The following is a 20,423-nucleotide window of genomic DNA, read 5'->3' on the forward strand; positions in this document are numbered from 1 at the left end:
GTGGCACGCGCGTCGGTGGCGTCGTTATACCGCTGGAACGTGAACGTCGTGTATGCATCCGACGGGTATCCACCACGTCACGGGTATCGTCCGTGACGCACGGGCGAACGTCGACTTCTACACCGACACGCTCGGTCTGCGGTTTCTCAAGCGGACGGTCAACATGGAAGACCGCTTCGAGTACCATTTCCACTACGGCGACGCGACCGGCAGCGCCGGGAGCGCCGTCACCTTCCTCCCGTTCCGCGACGAGGCGGACGGCCGGGTGGGCCGACCACAGATTTCCGAGGCCGCTCTCGCCGTACCGGACGGCTCGCTCGACGCGTGGGACGCTCGTGTCGCCGAGAGCGCGGGAACGGTCGGCGAGCGAACCGAGCGGTTCGGCGAGCCGACGCTCACCCTCGAAGACCCCGACGGGACGCACCTCGCGCTCGTGGAGACCGAGGGCCACGGTGAGCCGTGGACCGAGACGGTTGCGGAGTCGGCGGCGACGCGCGGGATTGCTGGCGTTTCGCTGCTCTCGGCGAGCCCGTTCGTGACGGCGAGCGTGCTGGAGACGTTCGGCTTCGAGCGCGGCGGCCAGGAGGGCGACCGGGTCCGGTACGAGACCGGCCGCGGCGTCGTCGATATCCTCGACCGCGAGGCCGAGTTCGGCCGCGAAGGGGCCGGCACCATCCACCACGTCGCCTTCGGGGTCGACAGCGAGGAGCGGCTCCACGAGTGGCGCGACCAGTTGGCCGGCCGCGACGACGTGCGGGTCTCGTACGTGAAGAATCGCCACTTCTACCACTCGCTGTACGTGCGCGACGCCGGCGGCATCCTGTTCGAGCTCGCGACCGAGCCGATGGAGATGCTCGCCGGCGACCCCGCGCCCGGCGACCACCTGTATCTGCCCGAGTGGTTCGAGGAGGACCGCGCGCTCATCGAGTCACAGCTTCCGCTCGAACCGTGAGCGACATCGACCCGCACGCGGGCGAGGGCATCGAGAGCGCGGGCGCACCGGCGATGGCGACCGACCGCGTCCTCGTACTGCTCCACCGGCGATGGCGACCGACCGCGTCCTCGTACTGCTCCACGGGCGGGGCGACTCGCCGGCGGGCATCCTCCGGCTCGTGGACGACATCTACGTGCGGGGCGTCCGGTATCTCGCCCCGGCGGCGGCCGGGCGCGTCTGGTATCCGGGCGAACTGACGGAGCCGGTGACACAGCGCCGACGGGCGTATCTCGACTCCGCGTTCGGACAGGTGGAGCGCGCACTCGCCGAGGCGAGGTCGCTCGGTGTCGACCCCGAGGACGTGGTGCTTGCGGGCTTCTCACAGGGTGCGAGCGTGGCGACGGAGTTCGCGACGCGGCGGCCCCGCCGCTACGGCGGGCTGGTCGCACTCGCCGGGGGGCTGCTCGGCCCGACGGACGAGCTTGGCCCGCGAGCGGGGAGTCTGGACGGGACGCCGGCGGTCTGTGGCGTCGGCGGCGATGACCCGCACGTCTCCGTCGAACACGCCGAGGCGACGGCCGCGGCGCTTTCACAGATGGATGCGGACGCGAGCGCCGAGACGTATCAGGGCGTGGGACACGCAATCGGCGACGGGGGAGTCGAGACGCTCCGGCGGCTCACTCGTCGGGACTGAGACGGGCGAGCCGCATCGCGTTGCCGGTGACGCCGACGGTCATGCCGGCGTCGCCAGCGAGGACAGCCGCCCAAATCGGGACGAGGGAGAGCGGCACCCCGACCGCGAGCAGCGCCTTCACGCCGAGACTCGTCCAGATGTTCTGGCGGATGATGCCGTTGGCGGTCCGGGAGAGCCGGTGGAGGTACGGGAGCCGCGAGAGGTCGTCGGCCATCAGCGCGATGTCGGCGGTTTCGAGGGCGGTGTCCGTGCCGGCGGCACCCATCGCGACGGCCACGTCGGCGGTCGCCAGCGCGGGCGCGTCGTTGACACCGTCACCGACCATCGCGACCGTGCCGTGGGTGTCGCGCAGCCGCTCGACGGCGGTCACCTTCTCGTCGGGCATGAGACTCGCGTGTACGTCGTCGATGCCGACCTCGTCGGCGACGGCGCGGGCGGTCCGGTCGTTGTCGCCGGTGAGCATGGCGACGTGGACGCCCGCCTCACGGAGCGTCGAGACGACGCGCGCGGCGTCGGGGCGCACCTCGTCGGCGACGGCGACGACGCCCTCGACTTCCGCCTCGGTACCGACGAGGACGACGGTCTTCCCGTCCGCTTGGAGGCGTGGAATCACGTCATCCAGCAGGTCGAGACAGCCCGTCTGAGCGCAGATGTTCCGGGTCGTGCGGGTGATTTGGCCGCCGTCGGTCGCGGCGTGGACGTGCGAGAGGTCGAAACCGAGGTCGGAAAACAGGTCGGGCGTGCCGGCGTAGTGGGTCGTCCCGTCGAGGTCGGCGGTGACCCCCTGTCCGGTGAGCGCTTCGAACCCCTCGATGTCGCGTTCGGTGACGCCGGCGGCGTCGGCCCGCGCGACGATGGCCTCGCCGATCGGGTGTTCAGACCGGCGTTCGAGTCCGCGCGCACACCGGAGCACGTCCTGTTCGTCGTTGTCGCCAAGCGGGACGATGTCGGTGACGGTGAGTTCTCCCTTCGTGAGCGTGCCGGTCTTGTCGAAGGCGACGGCGTCCACGTCACCCATCGCTTCGAGGTGGCGGCCACCCTTCACGAGGACGCCGTTTCTGGCCGCGCTCGTGATGCCGGAGACGACGGTGACGGGCGTCGAGATGACGAACGCGCAGGGACACGCCAACACGAGCAGCGTCAGCCCGTAGACGATGTACGTCTCCCACGCACCCGAGACGAAAAGCGGCGGCACGAGCGCCAACAGGACGGCGACCCCGACCACGAGCGGGGTGTAGTAGCCGGCGAACCGCTCGACGAACTGCTCGCGGTCGGTCGTGTCGCGCTGGGCCTGCTCGACGAGGTCGAGGACGGTCGCGATGGTGTCCTCGCCGGCGTCGCTGGTCACCTCGATTTCGAGGTAGCCACCCTCGTTGATGGTGCCAGCGTACACCTCGTCGCCGCTGGTCTTGTCGACGGGGACCGACTCGCCGGTGACGGGGGCCTGATTGACGGCGCTGGTCCCGTCGCGCACGACCCCGTCGCGGGGTATCTTCTCCCCGGGGCGGACGGCGACGCGCTCGCCGCGTGCGACCGCGTCGGCCGCGACCGTCACCTCCCCGCCGTCACGAATGACCGTCGCCTCGTCGGGGGCGAGCTTCATCAGCTCCGCGAGCGAGCCGCGGGCGCGGTCCATCGCGTACCGCTCCAGCAGCTCCGAAATCGAAAACAGCGTCGCGAGCATCGCCGCCTCGAAGTAGAGGCGCTCGCCGAAGCCGACGCTCACGGCCAGCGCGCCGAGGATAGCGACGGACATCAGCAGGTCGATGTCGAGGCTCCGCTGGCGCAGCGAGTAGTAGCCGTTGCGGAACACGGCGGCCCCGCCGACGGCGACCGCAGCGAGGTAGGCGATATCGCCGACCGGAAACCCCTCGATTGTCGGCCCGGTCGCCTGCGTGAGCGGGTTCGCGAGCAGCAGCCCGACGAGGGTCGCGACGCCGGCGACGTAGGTGGCGAGCGCGCGGGTGCTGGTCCACGTCCCCGACCGCTCGTCGTCGCCGTCGTCCGCGTCGGTGACCTCATACCCCGCCCCCTCGACGGCGCGTTCGAGGTCGGCGAGCGTCGTCCCCTCCTCGTGGTCGACCTCGACGGTCCCGGTCGTCGGGTTCGCGTCGATGCGGGTGACGCCCGGCACCGACTCCAACCCCTTCGTCACCTTGTCCGCACAGGAGGCGCAGTCCATCGACGGCACAGAGAGCGTCGCCGTCTCGCTGCCGGATTCGACGGCGTAACCGGCCCGTTCGACGCGGTCGGTGATATCGGCCTCCGAGACGCCGGGGTCGTGGGCGACCGTGAGGGTGCCCGTCGTCGGCTGCGGGTCGATGGCCGAGACGCCATCGAGGGCCGCGACGCTCCCTTCCACCTTCTGGGCACAGGAGGCACAGTCCATCGTCGGCACCGAGAGCGTGGTCTGTTCGGCAGGCGTCTCGTGGGGGCGGTCCGTCTCGTCGCCGTGGTCGTCACCTCCGTGCGCGTGGCTCATTGTCGGAGGGACGAGACAGATACCTATTAATATCGCTGTTAGAATCGGCCCGAAAAGACGCAATTTCTATTATTTGAATCGTACTGAATTAACAACTCGGAGCCGGTGGAGCGAAGGCCACCACCTCGATACGGCGATTTAGATAGCTGGCACCCCTCGTTCGGGTATGGAGGAAACGTGGGACGAGACGCGTGTCCGCGAGCTACACGACGACCTCGTGGACCTGTACGGCCCGGCAGAGCGCGACGGTGAACACGGCAGCGACGCCGAGCCGGGCGAGGGGGTCCGTCAGCTGGTGACGACGATTCTCTCACAGAACGTCGCCGACGAGAACACCCGCCGCGCCGCGGAGAGCCTCTTTTCCACCTACGAGGGGTACGACGCCATCGAGGCCGCGCCCCCCGAGGAGCTGGCGGAGGTGATTCGCGTCGCCGGGCTGCCGGAGACGAAGGCCGACCGCATCCAGCGGGCGCTGTCGGCGGTTCGAGCCGAAACCGGGGGCGCGTACTCGCTCGCCTTCCTCGACGCGATGGAGACCGACGACGCGAAGACGTGGCTCACCGACATCAAGGGAATCGGCCCGAAGACGGCGAGCGTCGTCCTGAACTTCCACTTCGGGAAGCCGACGATGGCCGTCGACACCCACGTCGAGCGCGTCTCCAAGCGGTTCGGGCTGGTCCCGGACTCGGCATCGAACGCGAGAGTCCACGACCTGCTGGACGAGTTAGTGCCGGACGAACTGAAGTATCCGCTTCACGTGTTGCTCATCACCCACGGACGCGAACACTGTACGGCGCGTTCCCCCGACTGTGAGAATCCGGTGTGTACACGCTACTGCACCTGTGCTGGCTGTTGACGACACAACGCCTTTCACTTTCCACGCGAAGAGAAGAGTATGACATTCGACCCGAGCGCGCAGGGACTCGACGCCGACGCCGTCCGACAGCGCGTCGACGACGCCATCGCCGACAACGAAGTCGTCCTGTTCATGAAAGGCTCCGCGATGATGCCACAGTGTGGCTACTCGAAGCGGGCAATCGGCATCCTCCAGCAGTACCGCGACGACGTGGAGACGGTCGATGCGCTCCAGAACCTCGACGCCTTCCGTGCCGCGCTGGACGACCACTCCGGCTGGGAGACCATCCCGCAGGCGTTCGTCGACGGTGAGTTCATCGGCGGCAGCGACATCCTCGCCGAACTCGACGAGCGGGGCGAGCTGGCCGAAAAGCTCGGCGTTGACCCCGACGAGGTCGAAAACGACGCCGCGACAGACGCGCCGTTCTAGAGCGGGCTGTCGAGCCGCGCCGCGACCGCATCGAGCCGTTCTTTCAGGAACGTCGCCACGCCCAGCCCCGCGACCACGTCGAGCGCGACGAGTTCACGCCCGACCGCGGTACACTGGTGGGCGGTGTCGAGCGGGCCGACCACCACCGACAGCGGGCCGACGCCACAGCCGACGGCGCGTGCACCGAACAACAGCGCCGTCACCGTCACGTACGGCACCAACACGCCCGCTTCGAGCCACCGCTCGGTCGGCAGCGAGTCCGAGACGGCGACGTGGAGCGCGAACTCCGCGGCCAGAAACGCCAGCACGGCGTGTTCGAGCATGTGGATACTGCCGTGGATGCTCGACGTGTCGGCGGTCAGGTTCAGCGCAACGAGCATCCCCAGCCCACCCACGACCAGCGGGCGTGCTGCGTCCAGTCGCTCGTGAAGCCGAGCCGCGACGCCGGGAGCGGTACTCGTTGCTGCCATCGATAGAGTAATACCGGCCATTACGGGTAGGTTCCGTCCCGAACGTGTTCGTCACATCCGGTCGCTGAAGTCCCAGGTGTACAGCTTCGACGGCTCGATGCGGATGTGGATTTCCTCGCGGTCCTCCGAGAGCAGCCGGGTCGCCAACCCGGAGTCCGTCCCGCCCAGATACCGGTCCAGCAGCGACCGCAACAACCGTTTCTCCTCGTCCGCCTGGAGCGTCGTGTGCCCGCTCCCGCGGACCCCGAAGTACGGCGGCTCGTTCACCGACACCTCGAAGCTCACGTCGTCGTCGTGGCGGAGATACTCGACCACGTCGGCGCTCGCGCTCGTCGCACAGTCGAACCCGCCGTCGCGCCATCGGTACCACAGCGACAGCATCCACAACCCGCCCGCGGGCGTCCGACAGGCGAGTCGCAACGGGACGGTCCCGGCCTCGCTCGTCAGAAACGCGTCGAGTTCCTCGCGACTCCACGCACCAGATAGCTGCATACGCGTTGTAGGCGCGGACGACAAATAAACACAGGCCGGAGCGGCAGCTCAGAGTTGAAAAACATGGACGAGCGGGGATTTGAACCGGAACCAGACGTGCTCGCTCACTCCGTTCGCTGCGCGCGACTGGTAGGGTTCAAATCCACTCGTGGCTCGTGTGTGCGCTCGAGGCGGCTTGCTCGCTCGCGTCGCTCGTCGCGTGGTGCTGTGAAAAGCTTCGATGGACGAGCGGGGATTTGAACCCCGGGCCTCTTCCTTGCGAAGGAAGCGATCTGCCGCTGATCTACTCGCCCGCAGTGTCCGTGTATCCGCGTGCGTCGCTTATCTGTTTCGTTCCGAAAACGCGCGTGAGTGGAGACACACGCCCGCCGGAACGCCGGCCGCCGCGACCGCGTTCAGTCCTCGAGGACGATCTCGATCGAGACGTCGTTCGGGACCTGAATCCGCATCAGCTGGCGGAGCGCGCGTTCGTCGGCGTCGATGTCGATGAGCCGCTTGTGGACGCGCATCTCCCAGTGTTCCCACGTCGCCGTCCCCTCACCGTCGGGGGACTTGCGCGACGGGATTTCCAGCGTCTTCGTCGGGAGCGGGACCGGACCGGACAGCTGCACACCGGTCGAGTCCGCGATTTCCCGCACGTCGTCGCAGATGTTGTCGAGGTCCCCGGGGGCGGTGCCCGCGAGGCGGACGCGTGCTTGCTGCATTTATCGCTCGTGGACTTCCAGGACCTGACCGGCTGCGACGGTCTGACCCATGTCACGGATTGCGAAGCTACCGAGCTCCGGAATCTCGTTTGCCGACTCGATGCTGAGCGGCTTCTGCGGTCGGACCGTCACGACGGCTGCGTCGCCGGACTGGATGAAGTCGGGGTTCTCCTCTTCCTTCTCGCCGCTGGCGGGGTCGATGGTGTAGTCGATGGACTCGATGGTACACGCGACCTGTGCCGTGTGGGCGTGGAAGACCGGCGTGTAGCCGGCGGTGATGACCGAGGGGTGCTGCATGACGACGATTCGCGCCTGGAACGTCTCGGCGACGCTCGGCGGGTCGTCGGCCGGACCACAGACGTCACCGCGACGGATGTCGTCCTTGCCGATGCCGCGGACGTTGAAGCCGACGTTGTCACCCGGGCCCGCGGACGGGACCTCCTCGTGGTGCATCTCGACGGTCTTCACTTCCCCGCCGACGTCGGACGGCTGGAAGGAGACGTCGTCGCCGGTCTCCATCGTCCCGGTCTCGATTCGGCCGACCGGGACCGTCCCGATACCCGAAATCGTGTACACGTCCTGAATCGGCAGACGCAGCGGCGCGTCCGTCGGCGGCTGCGGCTCCGGCAGGTTGTTGAGCGCCTCGAGGAGAGTCTCGCCGTCGTACCACGGCGTGTTCTCCGAGGCCGTGGAGACGTTGTCGCCCTCGAAGGCCGACGTCGGGATGAAGCTCGCGTCGTCCGTGTTGAACTGGACCTGCTTCAGGAGCTGGGTCACTTCCTCGACGGTCTCCTTGTAACGGGACTCCTGGTAGTCGACGAGGTCCATCTTGTTGACCGCGACGATGAGCTCGTTGATACCGAGGGTTCGCGAGAGGAAGACGTGCTCCTGTGTCTGGGGCTGGACACCGTCGTCTGCGGCGACGACGAGCACGGCGTTGTCTGCCTGGCTCGCGCCAGTGATCATGTTCTTGACGAAGTCGCGGTGGCCCGGACAGTCGACGATAGTGAAGTAGTACTCGTCGGTGTCGAACTCCTGGTGGGCGATGTCGATGGTGACACCTCGCTCTCGCTCCTCTGCGAGGTTGTCCATCACGTAGGCGAACTCGAAGCCGCCCTTGCCCTTCTCTTCTGCTTCTTCGCGGTGCTGCTCGATGACGTGCTCCGGTACGCTCCCCGTTTCGAAGAGGAGTCGCCCGACCATCGTACTCTTTCCGTGGTCAACGTGGCCAATGACGGCCAAGTTCTGGTGTGGTTTGTCGCTCATGAGTGTAACTCACGCGCTGATGCGCTGTGGAAGTGCTTCGATGCTCGCCCGTAAAACGATTTCGAAAGAAACCCCCGCAGACGGCGGCCTCAGCCCCTATGCCAGCCGTTCACACGCCTACCGTTTCGCCAGCCGACCAACGTCCGCTAACACGGCACTCGCCGTCTCCGGCCCGCCTGCGCCCCGTCCGGAGATGTTGAGCCGCCCGGCAAACGCCGTATCCAGCTGGACGATGTTGCGCGTCCCGGTCACCGCGAGCGTCCCGTTCTCGGGGACGAGTCGCGGTCCCACCTGTATCTCGCCGTCTTGCACCTCGCCGATGAGCCGAACCGTCCGGCCGTCCTCGGCGGCGAGTTCGAGCACGCTCCCCGGGAGGTCCGCGATGCCCTCCACGGACGCGTCCGCGAGCGTGTACTCGCGGTCGTACAGCACGTTCGCGAGGATGACGCATTTCAGGGCGGCGTCGGTCCCCTCCACGTCGAAGCTGGGGTCGGCTTCTGCGACGCCCAGGTCCTGTGCCTCCGCGAGCACGTGTTCGTAGTCGAGTCCCTCGGCGGCCATCCGCGAGAGGACGAAGTTCGCCGTCCCGTTCAACACACCGCGGACGGCGGTGACGTGTGTCGGTCCGAGGTCCGCGACCGTCGAGAGCGCCGGAATCGCGCCCGCGACCGTCGCCTCGAACAGGAGGTCGCCGTCGCTTTCCGCCTCGGCGGCGCGCACGTCGGCGTACCGCTCGGCCACCGGTCCCTTGTTCGCGAGCACGACGTGGCGGTCCCGCTCGAACGCCTCGACGACGTGGGAGTAGCCCGGCTCCGCGTCGCCCAGCGTCGTCGGCGTCGCCTCCACCAACACGTCGTAGTCGGCCGCGAGCGCGTCCGCGGGGTCGTGGTCGCCGACGGTTCCGGTCTCTGCCTTCCGGTCGGTCACGGTCTCGGGGTCTAGCCCGTCGCCGTCGAGGGCCGCAGACGAGGAGTCGGCGATGGCGACGACCTCGTGGTCGTATTCGCTGGCGAGGTCCAGCACGCTCGCGCCGACGGCACCGGCGCCCATCACGGCCAGTTTCATGCCTCTGCCTCCGTGAGCGGCGTGATGACGCGCAAGTCCTTCTCCTCCGCGAGGTCGTCGATGGCGTCGAGCACGCCGTCGATACCGCCGGATTCGGTTGCGAGCCGGAGCCGGGCCGACGACACGTCGCCGGTCCCGCCGGGAGCCGACAGCGACACGTCGGTCACGGAGACCTCACCCGACCCCTGAATCCGGGTCAGCGTCTCGGAGAGGTCGGTCTCCACGAGGTGGCCAGAGAGAATGACGACCAGTTCCTCGCTGTACCGCTCCGCGCCGGCCTGGACGACGTTGACGCCGGCATCGCGGAGCGACTCGACGATTGCGTCGAACCGCTCGGGGGTCGCTTCGAGGTCGACCTCGATGGGGATGCGTCCCCGCGGCGTGAGGTTCCCCCGCTCGTGGAGCACGGAGAGGAGATTGCCGCCGTTTTCAGAAATCGGCTCCAGCGCGCGCAGCAGTTCGCCCGGTTCGTCCACGAGTTCGAGTCTGACGGTGTAGGCCTGAACAGCCTCGCTCACGGTGAACCCTCGGTCATACGGGACACAGCGCGGGCGCGAGTATAAACACGCCGGCACTCACAAACCCCGCCGTCGAATCCTTTTGCTCGCGGGGCGTAACGCGGGTATGGGAGTTCTGTTTCAGGCGCTCGATATCGTTATCGCGGGCATCCTCGCTGGCGTGACGACGTTCGTCCTCGCGACGGTCGCCCCGAACGTCGCCGTCAGCGTCGGCGTGCTCGCCGCTGGATTGTACTACTTCTCCCGGAACCCGTGGGGCGGCAACGGCGAGGAAGTGAACGACGCAATCGACGACGTGTACGCGCGGCTGCTCCGGCGGTAAGAACGAAGAAGGGCCGACTGTCGGGTTACAGGTAGTCGATCTGCTGTGGCAGCTCCGTCTTCATGCCCTTGCGCTCGCGGATGCGCGTGATGGTCTCCGGCTGGAGGTTGTCGGCCATGACGCGGAAGCCGGCGTTCTCGGTGTTCCACGACGCGCGACCTTCCGTCGCCGAGCGGATGTCCGAGGAGAAGCCGATCATCTCGTCGACGGGTGCGATACCCTCGACGACCATGAGGTCACCCTCCTGGTACATGTCGTCGACGCGGCCGCGGCGACCCTGAATCTCGCCGGAGGCCGCGCCCATGTGTTCGTTCGGCACGTCGATGCGGACGTTCTGAATCGGCTCCAGCAGTCGAATCTCGGCGTCCATCAGCGCGGTGTGGACCGCGTCGCGGGTCGCCGGGATGACCTGTGCCGGACCGCGGTGGATTGCGTCCTCGTGGAGCCGGGCGTCGTGGAGCTTCAGCAGTGCGCCACGCACCGGCTCGGCGGCCAGCGGCCCGTCGTCGAGCGACTCCTCGATACCTTCGAGGACGAGTTCCATCGTCTCGTTGAGATGCTGGATACCCTTCGTGTCGTCGATGATGATGTTGGTCCCGTGGATGTGCTCGACGTCCTGTGCGAGGTCCTTGTCGAGTCCGGCGTCCATCAGCGCCTCGCGGCGCTCCATCTCCGGCATGTCCATCGTGGCCTCACCGAGCTGGAGGATTTCGACGATGTCCTCCGAGAGCGGCTCGACGGTCATGTAGAAGCGGTTGTGGCGGTTCGGGGAGATGCCCTCGACCTCGCGGGAGTTCGTCGTCGGTGCCTCGCGGTAGACGACGATTGGTTCGCCGGTGATGACCGGAATGCCCTGATTGCGCTCGATGCGCTGGGTGATGACTTCGAGGTGAAGCTCACCCTGTCCGGAGATGAGGTGTTCGCCGGTGTCCTCGTTAATCTCGATGCGGATGGTCGGGTCCTCCTTCGAGACCTGTCGCAGCGTCTCGATGAGCTTCGGGAGGTCGTCCATGTTCTTCGCCTCGACGGACTTCGTGATGACGGGCTCGGAGATGTGCTCGATGGACTCGAACGGCGTCATCTCGACGCTCGACACCGTGGAGCCGGCGATGGCGTCCTTCAGCCCGGTGACGGCGGCGATGTTGCCCGCGGGGACGCGTTCCACTTCCTCGCGTTCGCCGCCCATGTAGATGCCGACCGACTGGACGCGGTTCGTGCCGACGGTTCCGGAGACGTGGAGATTCTGGCCCTTCTCCAGCGTGCCAGAGAAGACACGCCCGGCGGCGATTTCGCCGGCGTGCGGGTCGATACCGATGTCGGTGACCATGAGGACGACCTCGCCGTCCGGGGCGACGTCGCGCATGTCCTGTGCGAGCTGGGACTCGGCGTCGCCACGCCAGACGCGCGGAATACGTCGCGGCTGTGCGTCGAGCGGGTCCGGGAAGTGCTCACACACCATGTCGAGCACGACGTCCGAGAGCGGCGTGCGCTCGTGGAGTTCGAGCCGCTCGTCGTTCTGTTCGAGCTCGATAATCTCGCCGAAGTCCATGCCGGTGCGCTGCATCGACGGGAAGGAGATGCCCCACTTGTAGAGGGCCGACCCCATTCCGACGGTGCCGTCCTGGATGGAGACGGTCCAGTCGTCCACGTCGTCCATCTCTTCGGTCATCCCCTCGATGAGGTCGTTGACGTTGGCGATGACGTCCTGGAGGCGGCGCTGCATCTCCTCGGGACCCTCCTGCAGCTCGGAGATGAGTCGGTCGACCTTGTTGATGAACAGCGCCGGCTTCACGCCCTCGCGGAGCGCCTGTCGCAGGACGGTCTCGGTCTGGGGCATCGCGCCCTCGACCGCGTCCACGACGACCAGCGCGCCGTCGACCGCACGCATCGCACGCGTCACGTCGCCGCCGAAGTCGACGTGGCCCGGCGTGTCGATGAGGTTGATGAGGTGGTTGGTGTCCTCGTACTCGTGGGTCATCGAAACGTTCGCCGCGTCGATGGTAATTCCGCGTTCCTGTTCGTCCTCTTCGGTGTCCATCATCAGCTGGTCGGCCTGCTCGCCGCCGCCGATCATGCCTGCACCTTCGAGGAGATTGTCTGTGAGCGTCGTCTTCCCGTGGTCGACGTGAGCAGCGATGGCGATGTTGCGGATTTGGTCCCGCTCGTCCATCAGCGCCTCACACTCGTCTACGATCTTTTTCCGTCGGCCCATTATGCAGGCGAGTAACGACACCAGCGACAAAAGGGTAGTGTTTCGCCGCCACCGAAACGGCCCCGAAACCGTGGTAACGCGCCGCAGGCCGGCGAACTCGCTCAGTCGTCCCGGTGTTCGTGGAGATACTCGTAGGCCCACCGGACGCGCTTGAACTCGGCTTCGTCCCCGTCGCGGTCGGGGTGGGTCTCTTTCACCCGGTCGCGGTAAGCGCTCGTGATGGTCTCTTCATCGGCGTCGATATCGATACCGAGCACCTCACACGCCTCGCGCTCGCGGGGCGCGACCGTCTCGGGCTGGCGCGGTTCGCTGTTGACGCGCTCGTCCCACCAGTCGCTCGGCCCCTCGTCGGGACCCGGCGGGTCGTGGTCGGTCGGCTCGCGCCAGAACGGCTCCTCGAACCACGCGGGGTCGTCCCAGTCGGGGGGCTCGTAGTCGATGTCCGCAGACCGGGACCGTTCCGTCTCCGCGCCGGCCTCGCCGACCGTCCCGTCGGGGTTGCGCTCGACGCCGACCCGCTGGTAGGCGGTCGCAGTGATGGTCTCGCGGCTCCGCGTGAGACAGCGGTAGCCGCCGGCGAACGTGAGACCCGCACCGGCGAACAACAGCAGCGAGCGCCCACCGGGCGTGACGAACGCGGCAAACAGCGTGAGCACCGTCCCCGCGACGGCGAGCACCACGCCGGCCCCGAACAGCAGCCACCCACGGTACACACCGCTTGTAGTGGACGAGGCGTGTAAATCTCTCCGGTGGATTCGCCGCAAGGCTCAAACGCGCGCGAACCGTGCTACTAGTACACATGGAACTGCGCGTAACGGGCGACGGGCCGGCCGCACCGTTCCTCTCGGCCCGCGACCGCTTCGAGACGGAACACGAGGTAGACCTCCCCGTGACGGTCGAGATTCGTGAAGACCCCGACGAGCGGACCCTCGTCGGCCACTACGACGACCACCACCGACTCGTGATGAGCCAGCAGGCCGCCACGAGCGTGATGGCTCCCGAACTCGCCATCCACGAGTTCGCCCACATGGCACGGTACGAGGAGGAACACCCCTCCCACACGATGGAGACGAAGGAGGCGCTGTTTCTCGCGCTCGCCGGGCGGTCGGTCGAACAGCGCAAGCTCGCGCACTGTTATCAGATCGCGAACCACATGAAGGACATCTACGCCGACGACCTGACGCTCGCCGTCTCGCCGGCCGACAAGCTGGTCTCGTTCATGGAGTCGTCGCTGGCGACGGCGGTCGCGGACCGACCGGTCGAGCGGCCGGGCGACTGGACGCGGCTGACCAGCGCGGCCGACCCCGAGATTACGGTCGTCAACGCGGCGTTCGCGCTCGCGCTGTTAGAGCGACACGACGCCATCGCCGACGACCACCGACTGTACGACCTCGCGCGTGCGGCCGCGAGCGACGCGCCCGGCGTCTCGCTGTCGGCGTTCAAGGGGGCGTTCCGGTCGCTCGACGCCGACCCCGACGAGTCGGAGTACCGGAAGGCGCTCGTGGACGTGACCCGCGAGTACGTGTTGGAGTCGGGAGGGCCGGCGGCCGCAGACTGACGTACCCGTCGCTGAGACGCGATTCAATACCCTTTTCATCGCCCGAAGATACATTTCCCGTATGGCAGACTTTCAGATCGTCGTCGGTGACCCGAGCGACGGGATGACGTACCAACTGGAGATCGACGGACAGGACGCAGACCGGTTCATCGGCAAGTCCCTCGGCGACGAGGTCGACGGCGGGGCGATCGGCCTCTCGGGCGCGACGCTCGAACTCACGGGCGGGTCGGACACCGCCGGGCGACCGATGCGCTCTGACGTGCGCGGTCCGAACACGGAGTCGATTCTCGTCACCGGCGGCACGGGGTACAACCCGGAGCGCGACGGCGAGCGCCGCCGCGTCACCGTCCGCGGCGCGGAAGTGAGCGACGAGACGCGACAGATCAACGTGAAGGTCACGAGCGACGACGCGGACGTCGCGGCGGTCCTCGGCGATGACGCCGAGGAGAGCGACGACGAGTAACACGTTCTTATGGCTGATTCAGTCCCGAGCGACGCCGTGAACAGCGTGCGTGCAACGCTCGCCCGCGCTGGTCGCACCGACCGGCCGAAGGTGACGGTCCCCGACGAGGAGACCGACCGGTTCCCCGAGTTCGAGGTCGTCCGCATCGGCACCGGCGACAGCACCTACTTCGCCCGCGTCGAGCTCGCCATCGACGACACGATGGAGCTTCGCGGGCTCTACGACAACGCCCGCCTCGCGAAGGAGGGCGACGGCGAGAACCACCTCCCCGCGTGGGCCGACGACAACAACCTCGATTTCGGCCGCACCGTCCACCTCGACATCGTCGACGAGGGGTTCTTCTACGGGCTTCGCGCCCCGGGTGAACGCGTCGTCTACCGCGTCCCCGACCGCCCGGACGACGGGCTGGCCGATATCGCCGAGGGCATCGAAGAGGGGTCACAGTGAGCGACACCCCCTACGAGCAGTTCCTCGCCGGCCAGCGCCACGACGACATCCTCGTGTTCCTCCACGAGCAGTCCGTCGGCGAGCCGGAGGCGCTCGCCGGCGTCGCCGAGGACGTCGGCCCGGGCGTCGCGCTCGTCCTCCCCGGCGACCGTGGCAGCGATGTGCTCGGCGAGGTCGTCGGTATCGACCCGATGGACTTCGCCGGCGTCGCGATGGACACCGACGGCGACATCCGCCGCGACTGCACCGGCGGCACCTGCCCCGAGGGAACGGGTGACGCCCACCGCGTCAAGTTCGTCTTCGCGTTCACCGAGGCCCAAAACGAGGAGGTCGGCGGCATCTACGCGGAAGGCGACGTGCTCCACGCCTACGCCGCCTGCGAGTGCGGCCAGACCTACTCCGACAAGTGGGTCATCGGCGAGGAGTAACACACCGACACAAGAGCCTTACCGGATTCGCGACTCGATTGACTCGTGAGTGACGACGCCATCGGCTTCGCCGCCGTCGCCGGGATGGTCGCCGCCTGTCGTGACGACTGGACGCTCGACTCCTTCGACCGCGTCGAGCAGGGGACGGATTTCGTCGCCCGAGTCGCCTGTTCGACCCCGAACGGTGAGCAGCGAGCCGTCCTGAAGGCCACCATCGCGGAGTGGATGACCCCCGAGATTGCGCGCGCCGAACCGCGACTGTTCGAACGTATCGGGCGCGAGACGGCGATTCCGGTTCCGGAGGTGTACGGGTTCGTCGACCGCCACGCCGAGTATCCGACCCCCTTTTATCTCGTCGAAGAATGCCCGGGCGAGAATCTCGAAGGGCGACCGGAGACGCTCGCGCCCGCGGCCCGCGAGCGCGTCCTGCGGGAGGCCGGCGAGCATCTGGCCGCGCTACACGAACTCGGCGAACAGCCGCGATTCGGCCAGGTCGGCGTCAGCGACGGCGAACTGGCGATACTGCCGACCGACCACGACGCCGACTCCGAGCGTGAGCTGTTCCGCGCCGGCGTCGACGAGACCTGTGACGCGCTCGCCGACGGGACCGCGTTCCCCGACTACGCCGACGAGCCACAGCGATTTGCCGACCTCGCCGAACCGCTCCGCGAGGCCCTCCACGCCCGGGCCGATGCCCTGACCGAACCGGAGCCGCCCCGCTACTGCCACTGGGATTACCGCTACGGGAATCTACTCCTTGACCCCGCGACGGGGGAGACGACCGCCGTCCTCGACTGGGCGAACCTCTCCGTGCGCGAACCGGCCCACAACCTCGCGAAGGTGGAGGCGCATCTGCTCGACCCCGGCGGGAACGACAGCGAGGCCCGGGCGCGCGAGCTCCGGGCGCTGTTTCGCGACAGCTACGAGTCGGCCCGCGACGGCTGGGCGTTCACCCCGGCGAAGCGCGACCGGATGGAGACGTATCTGCTGAAGTGTCGGACGGAGGCGATGGCGTGTCTCCCCCTGTGGTTGGAGGACGCGACGCCACGCGAGAAAGCGAAGCGGGAGCGCGAACACCGCGAGTACGTGCGGGAGTATCTCTAGCGTTCGGTGTCGACGCCTTCCTCGTCTTCGTCGGGGAGATTCCGGAAGGCGTCGAGGATGACCTGTTTCGCCACCGCGCCGCGGGTCGTCCAGTGGTGGGCGTAATCGAGCATGTCGTCGTAGATGTCCGGCTTGCAGCCGGCCGCCTTCGGGTGGCCGCCGCCGTTCACCTGCTCTGCGACCTCGTGACACCGCTCGAAGCCGTCGGTGCCGCGAATCGAGGCGGAGCCGGCGGGCTTGACGACGACCGCCGCGTCCGCACCCTGCTCGCGGAGGGCTTCCGCGACCTCGTTCTGTGAACACCGGCCGTAGGTGACACCGACCGTCGTGCCGTCGATATCGCGGAGTTCCGCGCGCTCGACGGCCTTGTCGATGAGCCGCTGTTTCTCCACGCGCTCGGCTTCGAGGAACGCCTCCACCTCGGTGGGGAGGTCAGCGCCGTGTTCGCGGACGGCGGCGACGTACTCCTCTGGCTCCTCCCAGTGGGCGTAGTCGGCGAGGTCATCGGAGCGCGGGTCGTCGCGAATCCACAGGTCGTGGTCGCGGGTGACGGCCGCGAGTTCGGCAAACCGTCGAGGAAGTTCGCCCAGCGACCGGAGGGTCACGTCGGCGGAACACTCCTCGTCGGAGTCGCCGACGACGAGTTCGACGCCGGCGGCCTCGACGCGGTCGGTCGCCCCGCTGCTCCACTGGTGGTGGTCGTACCACGAGACGGATTCGGCCCGCTCGACGAGCTCCGCGAGCCCGGTCAGGTCGTCCCGCTCGTCGGGACACAGGTCACAGATGTAAACGCGGACGCCGTCGGGGGCGAACTCCGCGAGGTCGGCGATGGCGTCATCGAGTTCATGTGGGCTTGCAGGAAGGAGGGTCGCGCCCTCGTGGAACTCACGGATGAAGGCGACACAGGCGAGTCCGTCGGCGTCGGGGTCGGCGACGACGACCGTCTCGGCGTCGCCGAGCGTGGCTTCGAGTTCGGCCTCGTCGCGCTCCTCCTCGTCGGGGGCGAAGAATCCGGCCCCCGGCAGCAGCGATGTTCGCTCCAGCGGGAGCGTCTCCGGGTCGATAAGCGAGTCGTCCATGCGCTGGCTGTGACGGCTGTGGGCAAGAAGCCCCCGATACGCCGGTCAGGCCTCTAACTGCCGGACGGTGAGGACGGGCACGGGACAGTCGCGCACGACCGCCTCCGCGACCGACCCGATGATGAAGGAGTGTTCGCCGTGCCGGCCACGGGTTCCCGTCGCGACCACGTCGGCGCCACTCTCCTCGGCGTACTCGATGATTTCCGTCGCCGGGTCGCCCTCTCGAACGGCGACGGTGACCGGCTGGTCGGCAGCCCTCTCGACGGCGTCGAGCGACTCGTCCGCCTGTGTCTCCAGTGCCGCGCGCACGTCGTCGTGGACGTCCTCGGGGAGTCCGTCCACCTGCGTCTCGTCGACGACGTACAGCGCGTGGACCGAGGCCTCGAACCGGCGGGCCACGTCGAGCGCGACGGTCGCCGCACGCCGGCCGCTGGTGGAGCCGTCCGTCGCTATCACGACCGTATCGAACATACTGTCGACTCCTCGCGGGCGTGGCTTAAACCTCGGCGAAACGCGAAAACAGTCGGCGAACTCGTCAGGGCGACTCGCGCATCTCGATGGAGAAGTCGGAGACGGGGTAGGCGACGCAGGTGAGCGTGTAGCCGTCGTCGAGTTCCGGTTCGCCGAGCATCTCGTTGGTGTGGTGTTTGACGTACTGCTCGGAGTTGCCGCCGTCGGTGATGTGGCCGGCACAGGAGATACACTGACCCTGCCGACAGGCGTACGGCAGGTCCCAATCCTGCGCTTCGCCGGCTTCCAGCAGCGTGGTGTTCTCCTTGACGTCGATTGTCGTCCCCTCCTTGACGTACTCGACCTCGTAGGTCTCGGCCTCGTCGTCCGGAATCGCGGCGGGGTCGTCGTCGACCTCGGCCCCACCCTCCGCAAGTTCGCCCTCGGCACCGCCCTCGCCGACGGCAGCGGCAGCGCCGCCACCGCCGCCGATGGACCGGTTCATCGGCTCGGGGAAGTCGGTCTCGTGGACGCTCTCGGCGCGGCGTTCGAGCACCTTCTGAGAGATGTCGTCCGGAGTCGCGTGCTCGGTGCCGCGTGCGAAGTGCAGGGCAACCATCGTGAGCGTGAGCGACGCCCCGAGTACGATGCCCAGCGTAGTGACCATACGTCGTCTTTGTGTACGTGCTTCAATAGCGTTGCGATTAGCGCGCAAACGACCGCGCTACAGCGAGAGGTTGATGGTCTTCGTCTGCTGGTAGTGGTCCAGCGTCTCCTCGCTCAGTTCGCGGCCGATGCCCGACTGCTTGTAGCCGCCGAACGGCAGTCCGGCGACGAGGTCGTGGTAGGTGTTGACCCAGATGTACCCCGCTTCGATGTCGCGGGCCGTCTCGTTCGCCTGCGAGATGTCGTCGGTGATGACGCCGCCGGCGAGCCCGTAGTCCACGTCGTTGGCGAGTTCCATCATCTCGTCGTAGTCGTTCCAGCGGAACACGTCGAGCACCGGCCCGAAGATCTCCTCCTGGACGGCCTCGTGGTCGTGGTCCAGCCCGTCGATGAGCGTCGGCTCGACGAAACAGCCGTCCGACAGCGACTCGTCGTCCGGGATGCCGCCGCCGGCGAGGAACTTCGCGCCGCCGGATTCGGCCTTCTCGAGATACTCCATCGTGCGGTCGACCTGCTCGCGGGAGACCTTCGGCCCGAGGTCCGTCTCGCGCAGGAGCGGGTCGCCGATGGTCATGTCGTCGACGGCCTGTGCCAGTCCGCCGAGCACCTCGTCGGCGATGTCGTCATGGACGAACAGCCGGGAGCCGGCCTCACAACACTCACCGGTGTTGTAGAAGATGGCCTGTGCGACGAGCTTGACCGCCTTCTCGGGGGCCACGTCCGGGTGGACGACGACCGGACTCTTCCCGCCGAGCTCGAGCGTCACGTCGGTGACGTTGTCGGCGGCCGACTTCATCACCTGCTTGCCGACGGCCGTCGAGCCGGTGAACGCGACCTTGCGCACGTCCTCGTGGCCCGTCAGCGGCGGACCGGCCTCCTCGCCGTAGCCGGGGACGATGTTGACGACGCCGTCCGGGACGATGTCGTCGATGAGTTCCGCGAGCCGCAGCGCCGACAGCGGGGTCTGTTCGGCCGGCTTCAACACCGAACAGTTGCCCGCCGCGAGCGCCGGCGCGAGCTTCCACGACGCCATGAGCAGCGGGAAGTTCCACGGGATGATCTGACCGACGACGCCGTACGGCTCCTTGACGACCTGTCCGAGCCGCGACCCCTCCGGCATCGTGCTCCCGCCGTTCTTGCGGACGATGCCCGCGAAGTAGCGGAAGTGGTCTGCGGCCAGATACACGTCGGCGCTCGACTCGGAGACCGGCTTCCCGTTGTCGAGCGACTCCAGCTTCGCAAGCTCCTCGGAGTGTTCGTCGATGGCGTCGGCGATGTCGATGAGGATCTGCTGGCGCTTGCCGGCTCCGTAGCCCGACCACGTCGAGTCGAAGGCGTCCCACGCGGCGTCGACGGCCCGCTCGATGTCGGCCTCCGTGGCTGCGCCGACGGACGCGAGTACCTCACCCGTCGTCGGGTCGAGGGTATCGATGGTGCCACCCTCCGCCGGCTCGACGAACTCGCCGCCGATGTAGAGACCCGTCTGCTCGGGGACGACCTCCGCGGCGACGGATTTGTGCCGCTCTCGAATCTCACTTCGCGCTGCTTCGCCTGCTTGGGATTCGCTAGACATATCGAGTGGTACTGCGGGAGACAGCCGCAAAGTGTTTTCGGGCGCTTCACCTGTCCGAGCGACCCGCCGGCAGGGGTTGCCGGAACGACACCCCGCGGGGAGTGTCTGTTTGTTGATACGTGTGCAGGGATGTACACCGTGGCAGGCCGTTCGTACTATTAGCTACGTTACTGTACAAAATTTTTATGTGAAGACTCCACCCAGTACGAGG

Annotated in this window: 23 protein-coding genes and 1 tRNA gene; 10 read left to right on the forward strand and 14 right to left on the reverse strand. The window is 67.6% G+C overall.

Annotated elements, in window-relative coordinates; all coding sequences use genetic code 11:
• The first annotated feature begins 52 nt into the window (after positions 1 to 52).
• Both DM818_RS05395 and DM818_RS05400 read left to right on the forward strand, forming a co-directional pair.
• Entirely contained in the window at positions 53 to 952 is a 900-nt protein-coding gene (locus DM818_RS05395) for a VOC family protein (protein WP_075937744.1), read from the forward strand.
• Positions 888 to 1,628, forward strand: coding sequence for an alpha/beta hydrolase (locus tag DM818_RS05400; protein WP_328597410.1), 741 nt, complete (start codon positions 888 to 890; stop codon positions 1,626 to 1,628). The genes DM818_RS05395 and DM818_RS05400 overlap by 65 nt, the downstream gene beginning before the upstream one ends.
• On the opposite strand, the gene DM818_RS05405 is transcribed toward DM818_RS05400, so the two are convergent.
• Positions 1,612 to 4,110 carry a heavy metal translocating P-type ATPase gene (locus DM818_RS05405; RefSeq protein WP_123123680.1) on the reverse strand — a complete coding sequence of 833 codons (2,499 nt, stop codon included), beginning with the start codon at positions 4,108 to 4,110 and terminating at the stop codon, positions 1,612 to 1,614. The two genes, DM818_RS05400 and DM818_RS05405, sit on opposite strands and share 17 nt — an antisense overlap.
• Before the next feature lie 166 nt (positions 4,111 to 4,276).
• On the opposite strand from DM818_RS05405, the gene DM818_RS05410 reads away from it, so the two are divergent.
• Both DM818_RS05410 and DM818_RS05415 read left to right on the forward strand, forming a co-directional pair.
• Positions 4,277 to 4,966, forward strand: a complete 690-nt coding sequence (locus DM818_RS05410) for an endonuclease III domain-containing protein (protein WP_075937741.1) — start codon at positions 4,277 to 4,279, stop codon at positions 4,964 to 4,966.
• A gap of 39 nt (positions 4,967 to 5,005) precedes the next feature.
• Entirely contained in the window at positions 5,006 to 5,395 is a 390-nt protein-coding gene (locus DM818_RS05415; RefSeq protein ID WP_075937740.1) for a glutaredoxin family protein, read from the forward strand.
• On the opposite strand, the gene DM818_RS05420 is transcribed toward DM818_RS05415, so the two are convergent.
• The 7 genes from DM818_RS05420 to DM818_RS05450 form a co-directional block, all read right to left on the reverse strand.
• Positions 5,392 to 5,865 (reverse strand): hypothetical protein, encoded by a 474-nt coding sequence (locus tag DM818_RS05420; RefSeq protein WP_075937739.1) that lies wholly within the window; start codon positions 5,863 to 5,865, stop codon positions 5,392 to 5,394. The two genes, DM818_RS05415 and DM818_RS05420, sit on opposite strands and share 4 nt — an antisense overlap.
• Before the next feature lie 51 nt (positions 5,866 to 5,916).
• Positions 5,917 to 6,357 (reverse strand): pyridoxamine 5'-phosphate oxidase, encoded by a 441-nt coding sequence (locus tag DM818_RS05425; RefSeq protein WP_075937738.1) that lies wholly within the window; start codon positions 6,355 to 6,357, stop codon positions 5,917 to 5,919.
• Between the two features lie 221 nt (positions 6,358 to 6,578).
• Positions 6,579 to 6,650: transfer RNA gene (locus tag DM818_RS05430), tRNA-Ala, on the reverse strand.
• Positions 6,651 to 6,752: 102 nt separating this feature from the next.
• Positions 6,753 to 7,061, reverse strand: coding sequence for a 30S ribosomal protein S10 (gene rpsJ, locus DM818_RS05435; RefSeq protein WP_075937737.1), 309 nt, complete (start codon positions 7,059 to 7,061; stop codon positions 6,753 to 6,755).
• Positions 7,062 to 8,327, reverse strand: coding sequence for a translation elongation factor EF-1 subunit alpha (gene tuf / locus DM818_RS05440; RefSeq protein WP_075937736.1), 1,266 nt, complete (start codon positions 8,325 to 8,327; stop codon positions 7,062 to 7,064).
• A gap of 117 nt (positions 8,328 to 8,444) precedes the next feature.
• Positions 8,445 to 9,392, reverse strand: a complete 948-nt coding sequence (locus DM818_RS05445) for a homoserine dehydrogenase (RefSeq protein ID WP_075937735.1) — start codon at positions 9,390 to 9,392, stop codon at positions 8,445 to 8,447.
• Complete coding sequence (locus tag DM818_RS05450; protein WP_075937734.1) at positions 9,389 to 9,910, reverse strand: amino acid-binding protein; 522 nt, start codon at positions 9,908 to 9,910, stop codon at positions 9,389 to 9,391. Before DM818_RS05450 ends, DM818_RS05445 begins: the two co-directional genes overlap by 4 nt.
• Positions 9,911 to 10,016: 106 nt before the next feature.
• On the opposite strand from DM818_RS05450, the gene DM818_RS05455 reads away from it, so the two are divergent.
• A complete protein-coding gene (locus DM818_RS05455; RefSeq protein WP_075937733.1) occupies positions 10,017 to 10,232 on the forward strand; it encodes a hypothetical protein in 216 nt (71 codons plus the stop codon).
• Positions 10,233 to 10,257: 25 nt separating this feature from the next.
• Here the strand turns inward: DM818_RS05455 and DM818_RS05460 are convergent, their stop codons facing one another.
• The gene (locus tag DM818_RS05460) at positions 10,258 to 12,444 is read right to left on the reverse strand and encodes an elongation factor EF-2 (protein ID WP_075937732.1); all 2,187 of its coding nucleotides are present in this window, start codon (positions 12,442 to 12,444) and stop codon (positions 10,258 to 10,260) included.
• Positions 12,445 to 12,545: 101 nt separating this feature from the next.
• Positions 12,546 to 13,157, reverse strand: a complete 612-nt coding sequence (locus DM818_RS05465; RefSeq protein WP_075937731.1) for a DnaJ domain-containing protein — start codon at positions 13,155 to 13,157, stop codon at positions 12,546 to 12,548.
• Positions 13,158 to 13,243: 86 nt separating this feature from the next.
• Between DM818_RS05465 and DM818_RS05470 the strand changes: the two genes are divergently transcribed.
• From DM818_RS05470 to DM818_RS05490, 5 genes are all read left to right on the forward strand, one after another.
• Positions 13,244 to 14,002 carry a DUF5781 family protein gene (locus tag DM818_RS05470; RefSeq protein ID WP_153952409.1) on the forward strand — a complete coding sequence of 253 codons (759 nt, stop codon included), beginning with the start codon at positions 13,244 to 13,246 and terminating at the stop codon, positions 14,000 to 14,002.
• 61 nt (positions 14,003 to 14,063) lie between these two features.
• Positions 14,064 to 14,465, forward strand: a complete 402-nt coding sequence (locus tag DM818_RS05475) for a 30S ribosomal protein S6e (protein ID WP_123123654.1) — start codon at positions 14,064 to 14,066, stop codon at positions 14,463 to 14,465.
• 9 nt (positions 14,466 to 14,474) lie between these two features.
• Positions 14,475 to 14,912: a DUF7112 family protein gene (locus tag DM818_RS05480; protein ID WP_075937728.1), complete on the forward strand. Its 438-nt coding sequence runs from the start codon at positions 14,475 to 14,477 to the stop codon at positions 14,910 to 14,912.
• Positions 14,909 to 15,340 carry a DUF5807 family protein gene (locus DM818_RS05485; RefSeq protein WP_075937727.1) on the forward strand — a complete coding sequence of 144 codons (432 nt, stop codon included), beginning with the start codon at positions 14,909 to 14,911 and terminating at the stop codon, positions 15,338 to 15,340. Before DM818_RS05480 ends, DM818_RS05485 begins: the two co-directional genes overlap by 4 nt.
• A gap of 45 nt (positions 15,341 to 15,385) precedes the next feature.
• Positions 15,386 to 16,444, forward strand: coding sequence for a phosphotransferase family protein (locus tag DM818_RS05490; RefSeq protein ID WP_123123653.1), 1,059 nt, complete (start codon positions 15,386 to 15,388; stop codon positions 16,442 to 16,444).
• Here the strand turns inward: DM818_RS05490 and DM818_RS05495 are convergent.
• From DM818_RS05495 to DM818_RS05510, 4 genes are all read right to left on the reverse strand, one after another.
• On the reverse strand, positions 16,441 to 17,523 hold the full coding sequence (locus DM818_RS05495) for a DHH family phosphoesterase (RefSeq protein WP_153952410.1): 1,083 nt from the start codon (positions 17,521 to 17,523) through the stop codon (positions 16,441 to 16,443). The genes DM818_RS05490 and DM818_RS05495 overlap by 4 nt on opposite strands.
• 45 nt (positions 17,524 to 17,568) lie before the next feature.
• Complete coding sequence (locus tag DM818_RS05500) at positions 17,569 to 17,994, reverse strand: universal stress protein (protein ID WP_123123651.1); 426 nt, start codon at positions 17,992 to 17,994, stop codon at positions 17,569 to 17,571.
• 64 nt (positions 17,995 to 18,058) lie between these two features.
• Entirely contained in the window at positions 18,059 to 18,640 is a 582-nt protein-coding gene (locus tag DM818_RS05505; RefSeq protein WP_075937724.1) for a 2Fe-2S iron-sulfur cluster-binding protein, read from the reverse strand.
• A 57-nt stretch (positions 18,641 to 18,697) separates the two neighbouring features.
• On the reverse strand, positions 18,698 to 20,212 hold the full coding sequence (locus DM818_RS05510; RefSeq protein WP_153952411.1) for an aldehyde dehydrogenase family protein: 1,515 nt from the start codon (positions 20,210 to 20,212) through the stop codon (positions 18,698 to 18,700).
• Positions 20,213 to 20,423: the final 211 nt, after the last annotated feature.

The organism is Halosegnis longus (genome assembly GCF_009663395.1).
Lineage (GTDB): Archaea > Halobacteriota > Halobacteria > Halobacteriales > Haloarculaceae > Halosegnis > Halosegnis longus.